The sequence below is a fragment of the Streptomyces sp. NBC_01622 genome (assembly GCF_045209635.1).
GTDB lineage: Bacteria > Actinomycetota > Actinomycetes > Streptomycetales > Streptomycetaceae > Streptomyces.
This window is the reverse complement of the sequence record NZ_CP109293.1, coordinates 895,804-911,374: the sequence shown is the minus strand read 5'-3', so window position 1 is coordinate 911,374 and position 15,571 is coordinate 895,804. Positions and strand designations below refer to the sequence as shown.

The following is a 15,571-nucleotide window of genomic DNA, read 5'->3' as shown; positions in this document are numbered from 1 at the left end:
GCTTCCTTTCGGGGCTCCAAGGTCTTCCGGGCTCGCTACGGCTTGGGTGTGCTCCTCGCCGCTGTAGCGGCACATACGATGCCCAGGAGTACGGCCAGCCCGCCGATGATGACGTTGTTCAGGATGACGCCCTTGTCGGGGCTGCTGCCGACGATCCACGGCGAGACGATCATCCAGACACCCAGGGCGCTCATCGCCCAGCTGAGGCCGTACATGCGCTCCGGTGCCCTGGTGAACCCGAGGGCCAGCAGGCCGATCGCGATGCCGATGATCAGGTTGTGCGGCACGAGCGCCGGCTGGCTCGTCGTGTAGTGGAGTATCCACGGGGATACGGCGCAGTACAGACCGAGCAGGAACACCGGTCCGTCCACGAGCGCCACATCGCGTCCACCGAGCATGCGGGCGTAACGCGCCTGCATTTCGGAGACATCAGGGTGGCTCGCTATGTCACCTCTGGTGTGCGAGACGTTGGCCATGACTCGTCTCCTTTGACTTGGCTGGCCTGACCGCGTCTGGTGCGGTGTGCGGTAAGAGCCGCTTCACTCCATTCTGCTCTTATTCATCCTTTATGTGTAGTGGTCAGCCTGCGCCGCGCGATCTGGGTCTGGGCGAGGTCCTCGTAGTACGACAGCCGCAGCACCCGCTGCTGAGACGCGGCCAGCCGGGCCAGTTCACGCAGGACGAGGACGCGGTCGAGAACGGCGTCGGGCCGGTCGGCGGCGGGATCGGCGAGGGGTAGACCGGCCCCGGCGGCGGCCACGAGGTACAGGCGGCGGGTCCTGGCGGACAGCGCGTCGGCGACCCTGCGCCTTGTTCGACGATCGGATCCGGACAGTCGCCGAGCGCGACCCGCTCAAGTCCGTTGAGTTTCCACGGCTCGTGCACCAACGGCCCGTCCAGCTCGGCGAGTTCGGGCACCCAGCGGCGGACATACACGCCGTCCGGGTCGTGCCGCTTGGCCTGGGCGACCGGATTGAGCACGCGGTTGGGGCGCGAGTCGGTGCCGGTGCCCGCCACCCACTGCCAGTTGAGGTGGTTGTTCGCCACATCGCCGTCGACCAGCAGATCGAGGAAGTGCCGGGCGCCGGTCCGCCAGTCGACGTAGAGCGTCTTGGCGAGGAAGCTCGCCGTCAGCAGCCGTCCCCGGTTGTGCATCCAGCCCTCGTGGCGCAGTTGGCGCATCGCCGCGTCGATCAGCGGACAGCCGGTACGGCCGTCCTTCCAGGCCGCGATGTCCGCACGGGCCGTGGTCTCGGACCGCCAACGGCCGTGTTTCGTACGGTAGTCGGCGCTCGCGGCCGCCGTCCCGGCCGCCAGGACCTGGCGGTGGAAGTCCCGCCGGGCGAGCTGCCGTACGAACGCCTCGGTGCCCGGTCCGTCCAACCGCCGTGCCCGGTGGACGAGTTCCAGGGGGAGAGGGTGCCGAAGTGCAGATGCGGGGAGAGGCGGGAGGTGGCGTCCGCGGCCAGGTCGTCGTGGATGTCCTCGTACGCGGAGATTCCGCTGCGCAGCCATCGGCTCAACTCCCTGCGGCCTTCCGACTCCCCGCCGGTCGCCAGACCCGGCGAAAGGCCCGCGACACCGGCACGGGACGGAAGTTCCTCGGAACCGACACCCTCCGGGACCCGCACGGCGTGCGGCGCGGCGAGCGGGGCGCGCAGTGGGACCCCGGGCCACCGGCGGAAGTACGGCGTGAAGACCGCGAAGTGGTCCGAGGAGGCGGGGGTCACCGCGCCGGGGGCGACGGCCGCGGTCACGGTGTCGTGGACGTGCAGCCGCCGCCCCTCCGCCTCCAGCGCCCGCCGCAGCCGCTGCTCGCGCCGCTGCGCGTAGCCGCTTACGTCGGCCGCCATGTGCACCTCGTCCGCGTCGGTCTCGGCGGCCACCTTGCACACCTCGCCGACGACGTCCCCGGAGCGGACCACCAGCCGGCCGCCCCGCTCGCGCAGTCCCGAGTCGAGATCGCGCAGACAGTCGGCGAGGAACGCGAGCCGGTTGGGCGCGGCGAACCCGGCGTCCGCCACACCCCGGTCGCGCACGAACAGGGGCACTACCTGGCGGGCCTCGTCGGCGGCCCGCAGCGCGGGGTGGTCGTGCAGACGCAGGTCCGAGGTGAACAGGACGACCGAGACGTTCATGGTGCGCACTCCGGGAGACGGGAAAAGGCTGCCGTGAGGTGCTTCCGGCCGGACCGACCCGACGGATGCGGCTGTCACCCGACCCGTCCGTGCCGCGCTGACGTGCATGTCCACGCCGATCGGGGGCAGGCGCATGGTTATGACGGTCCCCGTGGGGAGCCGAAGTCGGATGCTGGAGGTGTCTGCGGACATGGGCGCGAAGGTGTTGGAACGGTTTCCGGCGGGAGCCCCGCGCGGATCATGGCCCGCCGAGGAGTTCGCGGCCCGGCGCCGCGCCGAGGGTCAGCCCGCCAGAGTCGTCATGGACCTGAAGTCCGACGCGTTCCTCGTGGTGGTCCCGGTGGGCGACGACGACTGACCATGACCATAAGGCGCACCAGCGTCAGGGCCGTGTTCCGCCCAGCTCGCGTGCCCGGCGCACGAACGCCTCGTACAGATCCCCGGCCGCCTGCGGCACGGACTCCGCGCGTCGGCGGCGCAGCACCAGCAGCACCCGGGCGGTGTCGCCGGCGATCGGCCGGTAGGTGATCGCACCGAGCCGCTCCAGCGGGTCCCCGATCACGCTGAAGTCGGGCAGGACCGTCGCCCCCAGCCCCTCCGCGACCATGAGCTTGCCCATCTCGGCGCCATCGGTCGAGTAGGCGAAAGCCGGCCCCCGCCCATGGAGCAGCCGGTGGACATAGCGGTGCATCACATAGCCGGAGCGCATACCGATCAGCGGTTCGGTGAGTAGGTCGTCCACAGTGACGGTCGGCCGGGCCGCCAGCGGGCTGTCGGGACGTACACACACCACCGGCAGCCCGGACAACAGCTCGGTGGACTCGAAGTCGGCCGGCATGTCGTCACCGTCGAGATGGTTGACCAGCCCGAGATCGAAACCGCCCTCCGCCAGCGCCCGATGGATGTCCGTCTGCTGCGCGCCGACCACCTCGACCTGGGTGAGCGGATGCGAGGCGCGGAACTCCCGGACGACGGGCAGCAGCAGCGGCACGGTCGCCGCGTTCACCGTGCCCACCCGCACCATGCGACTGATCCGGTGCCGCTCGCCCGCCGCCGCCCGCAGCCGGTCCACCGCGTCCAGCACGTCGACGATCTTCGGCAGCAGCTCCCGGCCCGCCGCGCTCATCGTGGCACCGGTCCTTTTGCGCTCCAGGAGGTCGACCCCGAGTTCGCGTTCGAGATTCCGCACTGTCTCGCTCAACGCGGGCTGCGACAGGCGCAGTTCCTCGGCGGCCCGGCGCAGCGAGCCGAGCCGCGTCACGGCCGCGATGTATTCCAGCTGTTCGGTCCGCATGCCCGCAGAATGCGGCCGATTCGGCGGGCCGTTCAAGGGTTTCCCTGTCACACCTTCGTGAAATTCAATGGTCCGCGATACGAGACCGGTCGGGTTTTCCTTGACGGTCCTCGCGGACGGCTGCCACGATCGACGGCATGAAGATGCGACTGGACCTCACGCGGCGACGCCACGTCGACCTCGCGCGCGTCTCCAGTGCCTCCTGTTGCACCGCGGCCTGATCCCCCTCTTCTCCCTCCCGATCCGCCGCCCTCTTTCCGCCTCCGCCCGACATTCGCCGGATATCGTTCCGGCCGGATTCGGTGTGCCCGGAAACAAATTCCGCAACAGGAGTTCGCCATGCCCGCAGAGCCCGTGAAATTCGCCTACTGGGTCCCCAATGTCAGCGGGGGACTCGTCACCAGCAAGATCGAGCAACGCACCGACTGGGGCTACGAGTACAACCGCGAACTCGCCGTCCTCGCCGAGAACAACGGCTTCGAGTACGCGCTCAGCCAGGTTCGCTACATGGCCAGCTACGGCGCCGAGTTCCAGCACGAGTCGACCAGTTTCAGCCTCGCCCTCCTCCTCGCCACCCAGCGCCTGAAGGTCATCGCCGCCGTCCACCCCGGCCTGTGGCACCCGGGCGTCCTCGCCAAACTCGGCGCCACCGCCGACCACCTGTCCAACGGCCGCTTCGCGGTCAACGTCGTCTCCGGCTGGTTCAAGGGCGAGTTCACCGCCCTCGGCGAACCCTGGCTGGAGCACGACGAACGCTACCGCCGCTCCGAGGAATTCATCCAGGCCCTGCGCCAGATCTGGACCGAGGACCACACCGAACTCGCCGGGGACTTCTACCGGTTGCGCGACTTCTCCCTCAAGCCCAAGCCTCTCAACACCCTTGAGCGACCGCACCCCGAGATCTTCCAGGGCGGCAACTCCACCGCCGCCCGCGCGATGGCAGGCCGGGTCTCCGACTGGTACTTCTCCAACGGCAAGGACTTCGACGGCGTCTCCGAGCAGATCGCCGACGTACGCCATTCGGCGGCCCAAGTCGGCCGCACCGCACCGAAGTTCGGCCTCAACGGCTTCCTCATCGCCCGCGACACCGAGGCCGAGGCCCGCGACACGCTCCGCGAGATCGTCGCCAAGGCCGACCGCGAGGCCGTCGAGGGCTTCGGGGCCGCGGTGAAGCAGGCCGGGCAGTCCTCCGCCGACGGCCAGGGCATGTGGCAGGACTCCACGTTCGAGGACCTGGTGCAGTACAACGACGGCTTCCGTACGGGGCTCATCGGCACGCCGGAGCAGATCGCCGAACGGATCGTCGCCTACCGGAAGCTGGGCGTCGACCTTCTCCTGCTGGGCTTCCTGCACTACCACGAGGAGGTCGAGTACTTCGGCAAGCGGGTACTGCCCCTCGTGCGCGAACTGGAGGCGCAACTCCCCGACACCGAGGCCGAGTCCGTCTCCGTGCACGCCTGATCGCCCCGCACCAGACCAGAAAGAGGACCCATGGCCACCGTCCTGTCCGTCTCCGGCAGCCCCTCCGCCTCCTCCCGCACCAACCGGCTCCTGCGCCACCTGGACAAGCGGCTGATCGCCCAGGGGCACGAGGTGATCCCTCTCGACGTGCGCACCATCCCCGCCGAGGCCCTGCTCGGCGCGGACTTCCGCCACCCGGCGATCGTCGAGGCGACCGAACTGTTCGCCCTCGCCGACGGAGTGGTCGTCGGCACCCCCGTCTACAAGGCCTCCTACTCCGGAGTCCTCAAGGCGCTGCTCGACCTGCTTCCGCAGTACGCCCTCACCGGCAAGACCGTGCTGCCGCTCGCCACCGGTGGGTCCACCGCACATGTGCTGGCCATCGACTACGCGCTCCGTCCGGTGCTGAACTCCATGGGGGCCGCGCACATAGTCCAGGGCTGGTTCACCCTCGACAAGGACATCACCGCCCACGAGGACGGCTCCCTCACCATCGCTCCGGCGACCACCGAGGCCCTCACCCAGGTGGTGGACCAGTTCTCGGCGGCCCTCGGCCGCACCCCGCTCCTGGCGGCGGCGAGCTGACCACCATGACCGCCCAAGAGCCCGCCCGCGCGACCGCTCACGTGATCGCCGACGACGCCGAGGCCCTCGTCCTCGCCGCCGCGCTCGCCGACGAGTTCCGCGCCGGGGCCTCCGCCCGCGACAGCGAACGCAGGCTTCCGCGCGCCGAGTTGGACCGGCTCTCCGACTCCGGGCTCCTCGCCGTCACCGTGCCCGCGGAGTACGGCGGCGCGGACGTGAGCTCTCAGACCCTCGCCGAGATCTTCCGGCTGCTCGGCTCCGCCGACGGCAGCCTCGCCCAGATCCCGCAGAGCCACTTCGCCTACGTCAATGTGATCCGCCGTCAGGGCACCCCGGACCAGCGGAAGTTCTTCTACACCGAACTACTCGCCGGCCGCCGCTTCGGCAACGCCCAGTCGGAGGCCGGTACCAAACACGTCCAGGACATCCGCACCCGGCTGACACTTCGGCCCGACGGCTCGTACGAGCTGACCGGCGTCAAGCACTACTCCACCGGCGCCCTCTTCGCCGACTGGATCCCCGTCCTCGCCCGTACCGAGGACGACAACCTGCATGTCGCCTACGTCCCGAGCGACGCCGAGGGCGTCACAGTCGTCGACGACTGGGACGGGATGGGACAGCGCACGACGGCCAGCGGCACGGTCCGGCTTGAGGCGGTCTCGGTCCCGGCGGACCGGGTCCTGCCCCACCACCTCACCTTCGACGGCCCCCAACTCCACGGCGCCGTCGCCCAGTTGCTGCACGCGGCCATCGACGCCGGAATCGCCGGCGGAGCGCTGGCGGAAGCGGCCGAGTTCGTACGGACGAAGAGCCGCCCGTGGTTCGAGAGCGGGCTGGAGACCGCCGCCGAGGACCCGTTGCTGATCCAGCGGTTCGGTGAACTCGCCATCCAGACAAGGGCGTCCGAGGCTCTGCTGATCCAGGCGGCCCGGGCCGTGGACGAGGCGAGCGCCAACCTGACCGACGACTCGGCGGCGGAGGCCTCCATCGCGGTGGCGGCGGCCAAGGTGCACGCGGCGCAGACGGCCGTGGAGGTGGCGGGCGCCCTGTTCGAGGTCTCCGGAACCCGGTCGGCCCTCAACTCGCTGAACCTGCACCGGCATTGGCGGGACGCCCGCACCCACACGCTGCACGACCCGGCGCGCTGGAAGATCCAGCACATCGGCAGATACGTGCTCAACGGCACCAGGCCGCCCCGCCACGGCCTCCTCTAACCCACCTTCAGGACAGTCCGGATCGGAGACCCCACGTGTCCCTCACCTTCCACTGGTTCCTCCCCACCAACGGGGACAGCCGCCATGTCGTCGGCGGCGGTCACGGCACCCCCGCCACCGCCTCCGGACGGGACAGGCCGCCGACCGTGGCCTACTTGAGCCAGATCGCCCGCGCGGCGGAGGACCTGGGATTCGTGGGCGCCCTCACGCCCACCGGCGCCTGGTGCGAGGACGCGTGGCTGACCACCGCGATGGTCAGCCAGCACACCGAACGCCTGAAGTTCCTGGTCGCCTTCCGGCCCGGCTTCGTCTCCCCGACGCTCGCCGCACAGATGGCGTCCACGTTCCAACGGCAGACCGGCGGACGGCTGTTGCTCAACGTCGTCACCGGCGGCGAGAGCCACGAGCAGCGGGCCTACGGGGACTTCCTCGACAAGGACGACCGTTATCGCCGTACCGGCGAATTCCTGGAAATCGTCCGGCAGTTGTGGGACGGCAAGACCGTCGATCTGGCCGGTGAGCACCTGCGGGTCGAGGACGCGAAGCTGGCGCGGCTGCCGGAGCCGGTGCCCGAGGTGTACTTCGGTGGATCGTCGCCGGTCGCGGGCGATATCGCGGCCAAGTATGTGGACGTGTACCTCACTTGGGGCGAGCCGCCCGCCCAGGTCGCCGAGAAGATCGCGTGGATCAGAGGGCTGGCGGCGAAGGAGGGGCGGACGCTGCGGTTCGGCATCCGGCTGCACGTCATTACACGTGACACGTCCGCCGAGGCCTGGGCCGAGGCGAACCGGCTGCTCGAAGGGTTCGACTCCGAGACCGTGAAGTCCGTACAGGCCGGGCTTGCCCGGAGCGAGTCCGAGGGACAGCAGCGGATGCTGGCCCTGCACGGGGGCAGCCGGGACGGGCTGGAGATCCACCCCAACCTGTGGGCCGGGATCGGACTGGTCCGGGGTGGGGCCGGGACGGCGTTGGTCGGCAGCCACGAGGAGGTCGCCGAGCGGATCAAGGAGTACGCGGCGCTGGGGATCGAGGAGTTCGTGCTGTCCGGGTATCCGCATCTGGAGGAGGCGTACTGGTTCGGGGAAGGGGTGCTGCCGAGGCTGGCCGCGGAGGGAATCTGGCGGCACCCGGCCGGCGGGCAGCAGCCCGCTGAGGCACAGGTGCCGTTCGCAGGCTGAGCCGCGGTCAGAACCAGTGCAGGCAGTGCGGGGAGCGATCGGCCCGGAAGAGAGCGTCGGCGCGGGCGGGCGCGTCCGGGCGGTGGGCCCGGATGTGTCCGGCCCGCACGAGAGTGCTCGGGGCGGTGCCGCCGAGGTAGACCGAGCCCAGATCTGTGATGTCCATGGACAGGTCGGGCTCCCGGCCCGTGAGGACGCAGTCGGCCTTGCCGTCCCGGACGGTCAGCAGATAGCGGCCGTGCTCGTCGAGGAACGGGTCGTCGACGTCGAGGACGAGCTCCCCGTCCATCGACCAGCCGCGCTCGGTCAGCGCACGCGGGACGTCCAGCAGCCGCACCCAGAGCCAGTCGGTGTCGCCGCTCACCTCTCCGGCGCGGAAGTCCGCGAGCTGCCAGCGCAGCGGGTGGCCGGGCGGGAACTGCTTGAACACGACCTGACCGACCAGGTCGTGGCCGAGCACGAACCGGGCCAGAGCCGTGAAGACGGCGTCATCGGCGGTGATGGTCTCGTCCACGGTCAGGGTTCGGGAATCGCCGAGCGCATAGCTGGCGTAGCCGTCCGGGACCCCGTCGGCGTCCCGGTGGACGGCGACATAGCGGGGCGTCGGCGAGATCGGGGGCTGCCCCGCGCGCAGGGCCCACCAGCGGTGCGGCCGGGACAGCGCGCCGGGCTGTGCGCGGCGGTAGCGGTCGTAGACCTCCTCCAGGATCTCGCCGCACTCGGCACGACGCAGCAACTCGACCGAGCCGGACGCCGAGGCACCGGCAGTGCCCTGCGCCCGGGGAAGGGTGAGGGCGGCCCGGTGGCGCGGCACCGTCAGGCGCTGGGTGTAGGTCGCCGGTCCGTAGCCGAACCTGCGGTAGATCAGCGCCTCGGAGGCCAGCAGCACGGAGAGGGACTCGCCTCGGGTGCGCAGCTCGGTGAGCTGGTGGCGCATCATCGCGGTGAGTACACCCTGGCGTCGGTGCGAGGGCAGGACGCCGACGGCGGTCACCCCGCTGACCGGGACGGCGTTCTCGCCGGGCAGCGTGAGCTCGAAGGAGTATGCGCCGGCGGTGCCGACGGGCCGTCCGTCCGCCGTCGTGGCGAGCAGACAGCGGTCCATTTCGAGCGCCGACCACCAGAGACCGCCGCCTTCGGTCGGGGTTTCCGGGAAGTGCCCGAACGCGGCATGGAGCGTGTCGACGAAAACGTCGAGGTCCTCGTCGGTCGTGGGACGGATCTCCACCACTGTCGCTGCCTCCCAGGGGTACCGGCACCACGTCCCGTGATGCCCCGCCACAGTGCAGCGGCGCTCCGTGACCGGGTCAAGCGAATTACGAGTCGGCCAGCGCTTTCAAGTGGGCCGCTCTCGACTCCGCCGTCTGGCCCTGGACCAGCAGGAACAGGGCTTCGCGCGCGAGGCGTTGGGCCCTGCTCGTCAAGGACAGGGATCGGCCGCCCCCGGCCACCACGGCCGACGTCGTGGCCGTCATCAGCACGTCGTACGCCTGTGTCCTGAGGGCCAGCCGCTCGGCCAAGTGCTCGTGCGGTACCGGGTGTTCGGCCAGGGAGTAGGCCTGTTCGCGTACCTCGTCGAGGCGGGTGCGGAGCGGGTCGGCGGTGTCGTCGTCGAGCAGGGCGAGTGCTGCCTCCGCGACTCCGAACACCGCCGGTGACGCGTTCGTCGGCTTCGGGCGGTCCGCCTTCGCCCACTCCGCGTACGGTGCGCGCAGGGCTACCGCCTCCTCGGGGAGCCACAGGCCGTCCAGCTCCAGCGACACGGTCCGGGAGGCGGTAAGTGCCGCCAGCCGCATGGGAGTTGAGGGGTGCAGTCCGGGCTGTTCCCGCGCCTCGGTGAACGCGAACAACGCCTCGTCCGCGTCCGTCACCCCCGCGAGCAGCATCACGTCGTTCAGGCCCCAGCCCGTGTACCAGGGCACCGTCCCGTCGAACCGCCAGCCGTTCCGCTCCCGCGACACCCGTACCGGGATCCGGGGATACGCCCGCAGATGTGCGTAGGCCACCCCGGACATCAGCTCGCCTCGCGAGAGCGGGCCCAACAGCCTTTCCCGCACCGGCAGTTCGCTCTTCGCCAGCGTCATGACGGGCGTGTGGTGCTGCGTCTGGACGAACCATGTGGAGCAGCACGCCCCGGCCAGGATCTCCGCCGTCTCCCTCGCCACGGCGCCGGGGGCCGCCGAGCCGCCGTAGGCCACGGGGGCGTTCACGCCCAGCAGGCCGGACTGTTTGATCGCCTCGATGTGGGTCGCCGGGACGCCCTCCTGGTCGACTTGTTCGGCGTGCGGGGTGAGGAGGTCGTCCGCCAGCCGTCGGGCGCGTGCGACGAGAACGTGGGAGGTCATGCGGGTGATTCTCCCGATCGGCCGGGTCGGCCACGCGCGACGCTCCGGCCCGTGTCGCGGGACGCGGGCCGGAGCGGTGGCGACGACGCGGTGGTCAGTCGTCCGAGCGTACGGCGGGCATCGCGAGGTCGACCGGGCCGGTGGCGCCGGGGCCGGTCTTGCAGGAGTCGTGGCAGTCCTTGTCCAGGCTGCAGCAGAGGGAGCAGATCGGGCCGGAGTGGAAGGGGCAGTTCGCCACGTCGGGGCGCTCGAAGGCCGTCGCGCAGACCGCGCAGGTCAGCTCCACGGCCGAGGGCAGCCCGTCGGGGCCGAGCAGCGGCTCTTCCAGGTCGTCGAGGCGGGCGATGTAGTACTTGCCCTTGGTGAGGACCGCGAACAGGGGCGAGAGCACCATCGCCAGGAACAGGGCGATGAAGGGGGAGTACGCCTTGCCGTAGTCGCCGAACGCCTCGAAGTACGCGGCGATGGAGACGGCGGAGGCGATGAGCATCGAGCCGAAGCCGACCGGGTTGAAGTTGTACAGGTGGGCGCGCTTGAACTCGATGTAGGACGGGCTGAGTTTGAGCGGCTTGTTGATGACGAGGTCGGCGACGACCGCGCCGATCCAGGCGATCGCCACGTTGGAGTAGAAGCCGAGGACGGTGTTGAGGAAGCCGAAGACGCCGCCCTCCATCAGGGCCAGCGCGATGCCGACGTTGAGGAAGATGTAGACCACGCGGCCCGGGTGACGGTGTGTCAGGCGGGAGAAGAAGTTCGACCAGGACAGCGAACCGGAGTACGCGTTCGTCGAGTTGATCTTTATCTGGGAGAGGATCACGAAGAACGTGGCCAGACCCAGGGCGACCGGAGCGGCGAAGGTCTTGAAGCCGGACACGTACTGCTGAATGGGCTCGTTGGCCTTGGCCAGACCCACGCTGCCGGCGATGTAGAAGGCGAGGAAGGCGCCGCCCATCTGCTTGGCCGCACCGAGGATCACCCAGCCGGGGCCGGCGGAGAGCACCGCGCCCCACCACTTCTTGGCGTTCTGCGGGGTCTTGTCGGGCATGAACCGCAGATAGTCGACCTGCTCACCGATCTGCGCGATCAGCGACAGCGCCACACCGGCGCCCGCGCCGACGCCGAGCATGCTGATGCCGGAACCGGTGGGGGAGTTGCCCGCGAAGTGCGTGAACTGCGAGAACTTGCCCGGCTCCTGAATGGCGATGGACACGAACGGCGCGACCATCAGCACCAGCCACACCGGCTGCGTCCACACCTGCATCTTGGAGAGCGCGGTCATGCCGTAGATCACCAGCGGCAGGATGATCAGCGAGCAGATCAAGTAGCCGACGGCGAGCGGGATGTGGAGGCCCAGGTCGAGTGCCTGCGCCATGATCGAGCCCTCTAGGGCGAAGAAGATGAAGGTGAAGCTGGCGTAGATCACCGACGTGAGGGTCGAGCCCAGGTAGCCGAAGCCGGCGCCACGGGTCAACAGGTCCATGTCGATGGAGTACTTGGCCGAGTAGTACGAGATCGGGATGCCGGTGAGGAAGATCGTCACCGCCGCCGCCAGGATCGCCACCATGGCGCTGGAGAAGCCGTTCGAGATCGCGATCGAGCCGCCGATGGCGAAGTCGGCGAGGTACGCGATGCCGCCGAGAGCGGTGGTGGCCACCACGTACGGCGTCCAGCGCCGGAAGGACTTCGGCGCGTAGCGCAGCGAGTAGTCCTCCAGCGTGTCGTTCTGCGCCCAGTCGTTGTAGGTCCGTCCGGCAGCCGTTGCCGGCGCCTCTTTGTCGACGATCTCCGTCACGACACTTCCCTCTTCCACGGGTGTGGGTCACCTCCCGGACGGCCCGGGGGAGTTGGACGGAAGAGTCACGCCGAATTGTTTCGCGGCCGTTTCGGGCCCTTTAAATGAGAGACCTTTCAAAATTCTTCCGGTGACGCGCGTAGATTTAATTGATACTTCCTGTGGAAACTATTCCTGCGGGAAGGTAGCCTTGGTCCTGGCAGGTGGGGGAGGTCAGAGTTGGGCGACGATGTCGAAGTCGAAGGCGTCCGCCCGCGCCAGATACAGCCGTTGGCGGAGGTGATTGCCGTGCAGGCGCAGTACACCTCTCGGGCCCTCGTACGAAACCGTTCCGCCCACCGCGCACATGTCGCCCACATTGAGCGACCGCGCCCGCTCGGCCAGTGCCGCCAGCAGTCGTACGCCTTCGAAGCAGGACTCGCCGAGACTGCCCACGACGGGTGCCTCCACGCCGAACCGGGCCGCGTAACGCCCGCTGAAATCAAGGCTTTCGGCGGTGGCGAGGGTCTCGAAGTAGCCGGCCGCCGCCCACAGCCCTTCGGTGGCCTCCGCGCCGGTGGCCAGCAGGATGTTCTCGTCCATGTGCGTGCTCAGCCGCAGACACCGCTGGTGCAACCCGTGGGCGGCGAACGCCCTGTTGAAGCGCGCCGCGTCGTCCCCGACCAGCAGCATCAGGACGGCGTCCGCCTCGCACCGCTCGACCCGGCGCAGGACCGGACCGAACTCGTACGTGCCCAGCGGGACGAAGACCTCGTCGCGCACCCGGCCGCCGCACTCCCGGGCGTAGCGGCGCGCGGCCTGTGCGGTGACCCGCGGCCACACGTAGTCGTTGCCCACCGTGCACCAGCGCCGCGCACCCGTCTCCTCCGCCAACAGTCGCATCGCGGGCAGGAGTTGGGCCGCGTCGGTCTCGCCGGTCAGGAACACGCCGGGGGTGCGCTCGCCGCCCTCGTACTGCGCGGTGTAGACGTACGGCACCCGGCCCGCGATGCGCGGCACCAGCGCCTTGCGGACCGCCGAGGTGTGCCAGCCGACCACCGCGTCGACGGCGCGCATGGACACCAACACCTCGACCTCGGCGGCCACTTGCTCCGCCGGGCCGCCGCCGTCCACCACGATCAGCCGGACCTCGCGGCCCAACACCCCGCCGGCGGAGTTGAGTTCCTCCACGGCGAGCTGCGCGGCAAGTTCGCAGGACGGACCGAAGACGCCCGCCGGACCTTGCAGGGGCACGACCAGCGCCACGACCAGGGTCCTGACCGGGCCGCTGATCCGCCCGGGCGGCAGGGAACGCACCAGACCACCTCCGTGAGGGCATGAGGGCACGGAAACCGGGCCCGGCCCCGGCGCCCTCGCAGAGGCTCGTAATCTGAACCGCACAGTAGACCTACCGGAAGGACAGCGGCAATGTCGTCCGTACCGTCGCCGGGCCTCGCCCACCTGCTGAGTCACGCCGAGCGGCGACTGGGCCTGCGCATGGCCGTCGTACTGGCCGAGGAGGACTGCTCGGTCGAGCAGTGGCGCGTCCTGTCGATCATCGCCGACGGCAAGGGCCATCCGATGACCGAGATCGCCGACCAGGCCCTGATGCCCGCGCCGAGCCTGACCAAGCTGGTGGACCGGATGGTCGCCGACAACCTCGTCCACCGCCGCCCCGACCGGGCCGACCGCCGCCGCGTCCTGCTCCACCTGACCGCCCGGGGCCGCACCCTCCACCAGCGTGCCGCGCACCGCCTCCTCACCGACCAGACCCGGCTGCTCGACGCGATCGACGACCACGGCGACCTCGTACGACTGCTCGCGCGGCTCACCGCGGCGCTGGACCAGGAGCCCGCGGAAGCGCCCACCGAGGCATCCCCCGAGAAAATCCTGCCGGTTTCCTGAGGTGCGGTGTCGATCCGGGAACACGGCGTTCGTGTAGGAGGTGAGAGATCCCCCCCAGGGACTTCGAGAACCCCCTGCGCCATGGAGGACGCCATGCAGCACTACCTGCTCAGTGTGATCACGCCGACCGACGGACAGATGCCCTCGCCCGAGGAGATGGCGGAGATCCGCCGCAAGCTGGATGTTTTCCACGACGAACTCCAGGCCGCCGGTGCCTGGGTCTTCGCCGGCGGACTGCACGGGCCCGAGACGGCCACCGTGCTGCGTCCCAAGGACGGGGACGTGCTGATCACCGACGGCCCGTACGCCGAGGGAAAGGAGTATCTGGGCGGGCTCTGCCTGATCAAGGCGGCCGACCTGGACGCGGCCCTGGAGTGGGGCAGGCGGGCGACCTGGGCCACGACCCTGCCCGTCGAGGTGCGCCCCTTCATGAACACGTCCGAGGACTGATGGCGTTCGCCACCGACATCGAGGCCGTCTTCCGTACCGAGTACGGGCGCGCGGTCTCCGTCCTGGTCCGCTTCCTCGGCGACATCGACCTCGCCGAGGAAGCGGTTCAGGACGCCTTCACCACGGCCGTACAGAAATGGCCGGAGACCGGTGTGCCGCCGAGTCCGGCCGGGTGGATCATCACGACCGCCCGCAACCGCGCGATCGACCGGCTGCGCCGGGAGTCCTCCCGGGAGGCCCGGCACAGCGAGGCCGCCCTGCTGTACGCGTCCGACGCGCCCGCCGAGGAGGGACCCGTGCGCGACGACCGGCTCCGTCTGATCTTCACCTGCTGCCACCCCGCGCTCGCCACCCAGGCGCAGGTCGCGCTCACCCTGCGGCTGCTCGGCGGGCTCACCACCGCCCGGATCGCCCGCGCCTTCCTGGTGCCGGAACCGACGATGGCCCAGCGCCTGGTCCGCGCCAAGGCCAAGATTCGCGACGCGAAGATCCCGTACCGGGTGCCCCGCGACGCGGACCTCCCCGACCGTCTCAAGGGCGTCCTGGCCGTCGTCTACCTGATCTTCAACGAGGGCTACACCGACTCGCCCGAACTGTGCGCCGAAGCCCTGCGCCTCGGCTGCCTCCTGTCCGAGCTGATGCCGGACGAGCCCGAGGCCACCGGCCTGCTCGCGCTGATGCTGCTCGTCGAGTCGCGCCGGACCGCCCGGGAGGGCGCGAACGGCGAGCTGGTGCCGCTTCCCGAGCAGGACCGCGACCGGTGGGACCGCGAGCTGATCGCAGACGGCCAGTCACTCGTCCGGCGGTGCCTGCGGCTGAACAACCCCGGGCCCTACCAGATCCAGGCCGCGATCAACGCTGTGCACAGCGACGCGTCAACCGCGGACGCGACGGACTGGGGACAGATCCTCCAGCTCTACGACCAGCTCATGGCCGTCGCGCCGAGCCCGGTCGTCGCCCTCAACCGGGCCGTCGCCGTCGCCGAGGTCGACGGCCCGCGCAAGGCCCTCGACCTCGTGGACGCGCTGGACCTCGACGACTACCACGTCCTCCACGCGGTGCGCGCCGATCTGCTGCGCCGCCTGGGCCGCCGCACGGAGGCGGTGGCGGCGTACGAGGCGGCCCTCGCCCGCACGGAGAGCGCGGCGGAGCGCGGTTACCTGGAACGCCGACGCGAGGAACTCGCCGGGATGTGGAAGTCTCGCTGCGGAGAGTGACCTTCTCCACACC

At 70.1% G+C, this 15,571-nt stretch carries 15 protein-coding genes and 1 pseudogene; 9 read left to right on the top strand and 7 right to left on the bottom strand.

Features of this window, described 5'->3' with window-relative positions; translation table 11 throughout:
- Positions 1 to 35 precede the first annotated feature (35 nt).
- Together OH768_RS04185 and OH768_RS04180 are read right to left on the bottom strand one after the other, a co-directional pair.
- Positions 36 to 476 (bottom strand): SPW repeat protein, encoded by a 441-nt coding sequence (locus tag OH768_RS04185; RefSeq protein ID WP_406450127.1) that lies wholly within the window; start codon positions 474 to 476, stop codon positions 36 to 38.
- A 325-nt stretch (positions 477 to 801) separates the two neighbouring features.
- Positions 802 to 2,138 (bottom strand): annotated as a pseudogene (locus OH768_RS04180) (cryptochrome/photolyase family protein); the annotation flags it as partial.
- Between the two features lie 169 nt (positions 2,139 to 2,307).
- On the opposite strand from OH768_RS04180, the gene OH768_RS04175 reads away from it, so the two are divergent.
- Positions 2,308 to 2,496, top strand: coding sequence for a hypothetical protein (locus tag OH768_RS04175; RefSeq protein ID WP_406450125.1), 189 nt, complete (start codon positions 2,308 to 2,310; stop codon positions 2,494 to 2,496).
- 24 nt (positions 2,497 to 2,520) lie between these two features.
- Here OH768_RS04175 and OH768_RS04170 read toward each other — a convergent pair whose 3' ends face one another.
- Positions 2,521 to 3,432 (bottom strand): LysR family transcriptional regulator, encoded by a 912-nt coding sequence (locus tag OH768_RS04170; RefSeq protein ID WP_406450123.1) that lies wholly within the window; start codon positions 3,430 to 3,432, stop codon positions 2,521 to 2,523.
- Positions 3,433 to 3,569: 137 nt separating this feature from the next.
- On the opposite strand from OH768_RS04170, the gene OH768_RS04165 reads away from it, so the two are divergent.
- The 5 genes from OH768_RS04165 to OH768_RS04145 all read left to right on the top strand — a co-directional run bounded on the left by OH768_RS04165 (position 3,570) and on the right by OH768_RS04145 (position 7,870).
- Positions 3,570 to 3,653: a putative leader peptide gene (locus OH768_RS04165; RefSeq protein WP_350966533.1), complete on the top strand. Its 84-nt coding sequence runs from the start codon at positions 3,570 to 3,572 to the stop codon at positions 3,651 to 3,653.
- A 118-nt stretch (positions 3,654 to 3,771) separates the two neighbouring features.
- A complete protein-coding gene (gene sfnG / locus OH768_RS04160; protein WP_406450121.1) occupies positions 3,772 to 4,893 on the top strand; it encodes a dimethylsulfone monooxygenase SfnG in 1,122 nt (373 codons plus the stop codon).
- Positions 4,894 to 4,923: 30 nt separating this feature from the next.
- Positions 4,924 to 5,478 (top strand): NADPH-dependent FMN reductase, encoded by a 555-nt coding sequence (gene ssuE / locus OH768_RS04155; RefSeq protein ID WP_406450119.1) that lies wholly within the window; start codon positions 4,924 to 4,926, stop codon positions 5,476 to 5,478.
- Positions 5,479 to 5,483: 5 nt separating this feature from the next.
- A complete protein-coding gene (locus tag OH768_RS04150; RefSeq protein WP_406450117.1) occupies positions 5,484 to 6,692 on the top strand; it encodes an SfnB family sulfur acquisition oxidoreductase in 1,209 nt (402 codons plus the stop codon).
- A 35-nt stretch (positions 6,693 to 6,727) separates the two neighbouring features.
- Positions 6,728 to 7,870, top strand: coding sequence for an LLM class flavin-dependent oxidoreductase (locus OH768_RS04145; RefSeq protein WP_406450115.1), 1,143 nt, complete (start codon positions 6,728 to 6,730; stop codon positions 7,868 to 7,870).
- A 7-nt stretch (positions 7,871 to 7,877) separates the two neighbouring features.
- Here OH768_RS04145 and OH768_RS04140 read toward each other — a convergent pair whose 3' ends face one another.
- The 4 genes from OH768_RS04140 to OH768_RS04125 form a co-directional block, all read right to left on the bottom strand.
- Positions 7,878 to 9,098: a GNAT family N-acetyltransferase gene (locus tag OH768_RS04140; RefSeq protein ID WP_406465132.1), complete on the bottom strand. Its 1,221-nt coding sequence runs from the start codon at positions 9,096 to 9,098 to the stop codon at positions 7,878 to 7,880.
- A gap of 88 nt (positions 9,099 to 9,186) precedes the next feature.
- Complete coding sequence (locus OH768_RS04135; protein WP_406450113.1) at positions 9,187 to 10,215, bottom strand: acyl-CoA dehydrogenase family protein; 1,029 nt, start codon at positions 10,213 to 10,215, stop codon at positions 9,187 to 9,189.
- A gap of 94 nt (positions 10,216 to 10,309) precedes the next feature.
- Positions 10,310 to 12,007 carry a purine-cytosine permease family protein gene (locus tag OH768_RS04130; RefSeq protein WP_406450111.1) on the bottom strand — a complete coding sequence of 566 codons (1,698 nt, stop codon included), beginning with the start codon at positions 12,005 to 12,007 and terminating at the stop codon, positions 10,310 to 10,312.
- A gap of 213 nt (positions 12,008 to 12,220) precedes the next feature.
- Positions 12,221 to 13,303: a substrate-binding domain-containing protein gene (locus OH768_RS04125; RefSeq protein WP_406450109.1), complete on the bottom strand. Its 1,083-nt coding sequence runs from the start codon at positions 13,301 to 13,303 to the stop codon at positions 12,221 to 12,223.
- Between the two features lie 111 nt (positions 13,304 to 13,414).
- Here OH768_RS04125 and OH768_RS04120 point away from each other — a divergent pair, with 111 nt between their 5' ends.
- The 3 genes from OH768_RS04120 (at position 13,415) to OH768_RS04110 (ending at position 15,558) form a co-directional block, all read left to right on the top strand.
- On the top strand, positions 13,415 to 13,891 hold the full coding sequence (locus OH768_RS04120; RefSeq protein ID WP_406450107.1) for a MarR family winged helix-turn-helix transcriptional regulator: 477 nt from the start codon (positions 13,415 to 13,417) through the stop codon (positions 13,889 to 13,891).
- Positions 13,892 to 13,984: 93 nt separating this feature from the next.
- Positions 13,985 to 14,341, top strand: a complete 357-nt coding sequence (locus OH768_RS04115; RefSeq protein WP_406450105.1) for a YciI family protein — start codon at positions 13,985 to 13,987, stop codon at positions 14,339 to 14,341.
- Positions 14,341 to 15,558, top strand: coding sequence for an RNA polymerase sigma factor (locus tag OH768_RS04110; RefSeq protein ID WP_406450103.1), 1,218 nt, complete (start codon positions 14,341 to 14,343; stop codon positions 15,556 to 15,558). The genes OH768_RS04115 and OH768_RS04110 overlap by 1 nt, the downstream gene beginning before the upstream one ends.
- Positions 15,559 to 15,571 lie beyond the last annotated feature (13 nt).

What these genes read in the sequence shown, in the direction of transcription:
- OH768_RS04185 (WP_406450127.1), bottom strand. Translation starts at nt 476, where the DNA reads ATGGCCAACGTCTCGCACACCAGAGGTGACATAGCGAGCCACCCTGAT.
- OH768_RS04175 (WP_406450125.1), top strand. Translation starts at nt 2,308, where the DNA reads ATGCTGGAGGTGTCTGCGGACATGGGCGCGAAGGTGTTGGAACGGTTT.
- OH768_RS04170 (WP_406450123.1), bottom strand. Translation starts at nt 3,432, where the DNA reads ATGCGGACCGAACAGCTGGAATACATCGCGGCCGTGACGCGGCTCGGC.
- OH768_RS04165 (WP_350966533.1), top strand. Translation starts at nt 3,570, where the DNA reads ATGAAGATGCGACTGGACCTCACGCGGCGACGCCACGTCGACCTCGCG.
- sfnG (WP_406450121.1), top strand. Translation starts at nt 3,772, where the DNA reads ATGCCCGCAGAGCCCGTGAAATTCGCCTACTGGGTCCCCAATGTCAGC.
- ssuE (WP_406450119.1), top strand. Translation starts at nt 4,924, where the DNA reads ATGGCCACCGTCCTGTCCGTCTCCGGCAGCCCCTCCGCCTCCTCCCGC.
- OH768_RS04150 (WP_406450117.1), top strand. Translation starts at nt 5,484, where the DNA reads ATGACCGCCCAAGAGCCCGCCCGCGCGACCGCTCACGTGATCGCCGAC.
- OH768_RS04135 (WP_406450113.1), bottom strand. Translation starts at nt 10,215, where the DNA reads ATGACCTCCCACGTTCTCGTCGCACGCGCCCGACGGCTGGCGGACGAC.
- OH768_RS04120 (WP_406450107.1), top strand. Translation starts at nt 13,415, where the DNA reads ATGTCGTCCGTACCGTCGCCGGGCCTCGCCCACCTGCTGAGTCACGCC.
- OH768_RS04115 (WP_406450105.1), top strand. Translation starts at nt 13,985, where the DNA reads ATGCAGCACTACCTGCTCAGTGTGATCACGCCGACCGACGGACAGATG.
- OH768_RS04110 (WP_406450103.1), top strand. Translation starts at nt 14,341, where the DNA reads ATGGCGTTCGCCACCGACATCGAGGCCGTCTTCCGTACCGAGTACGGG.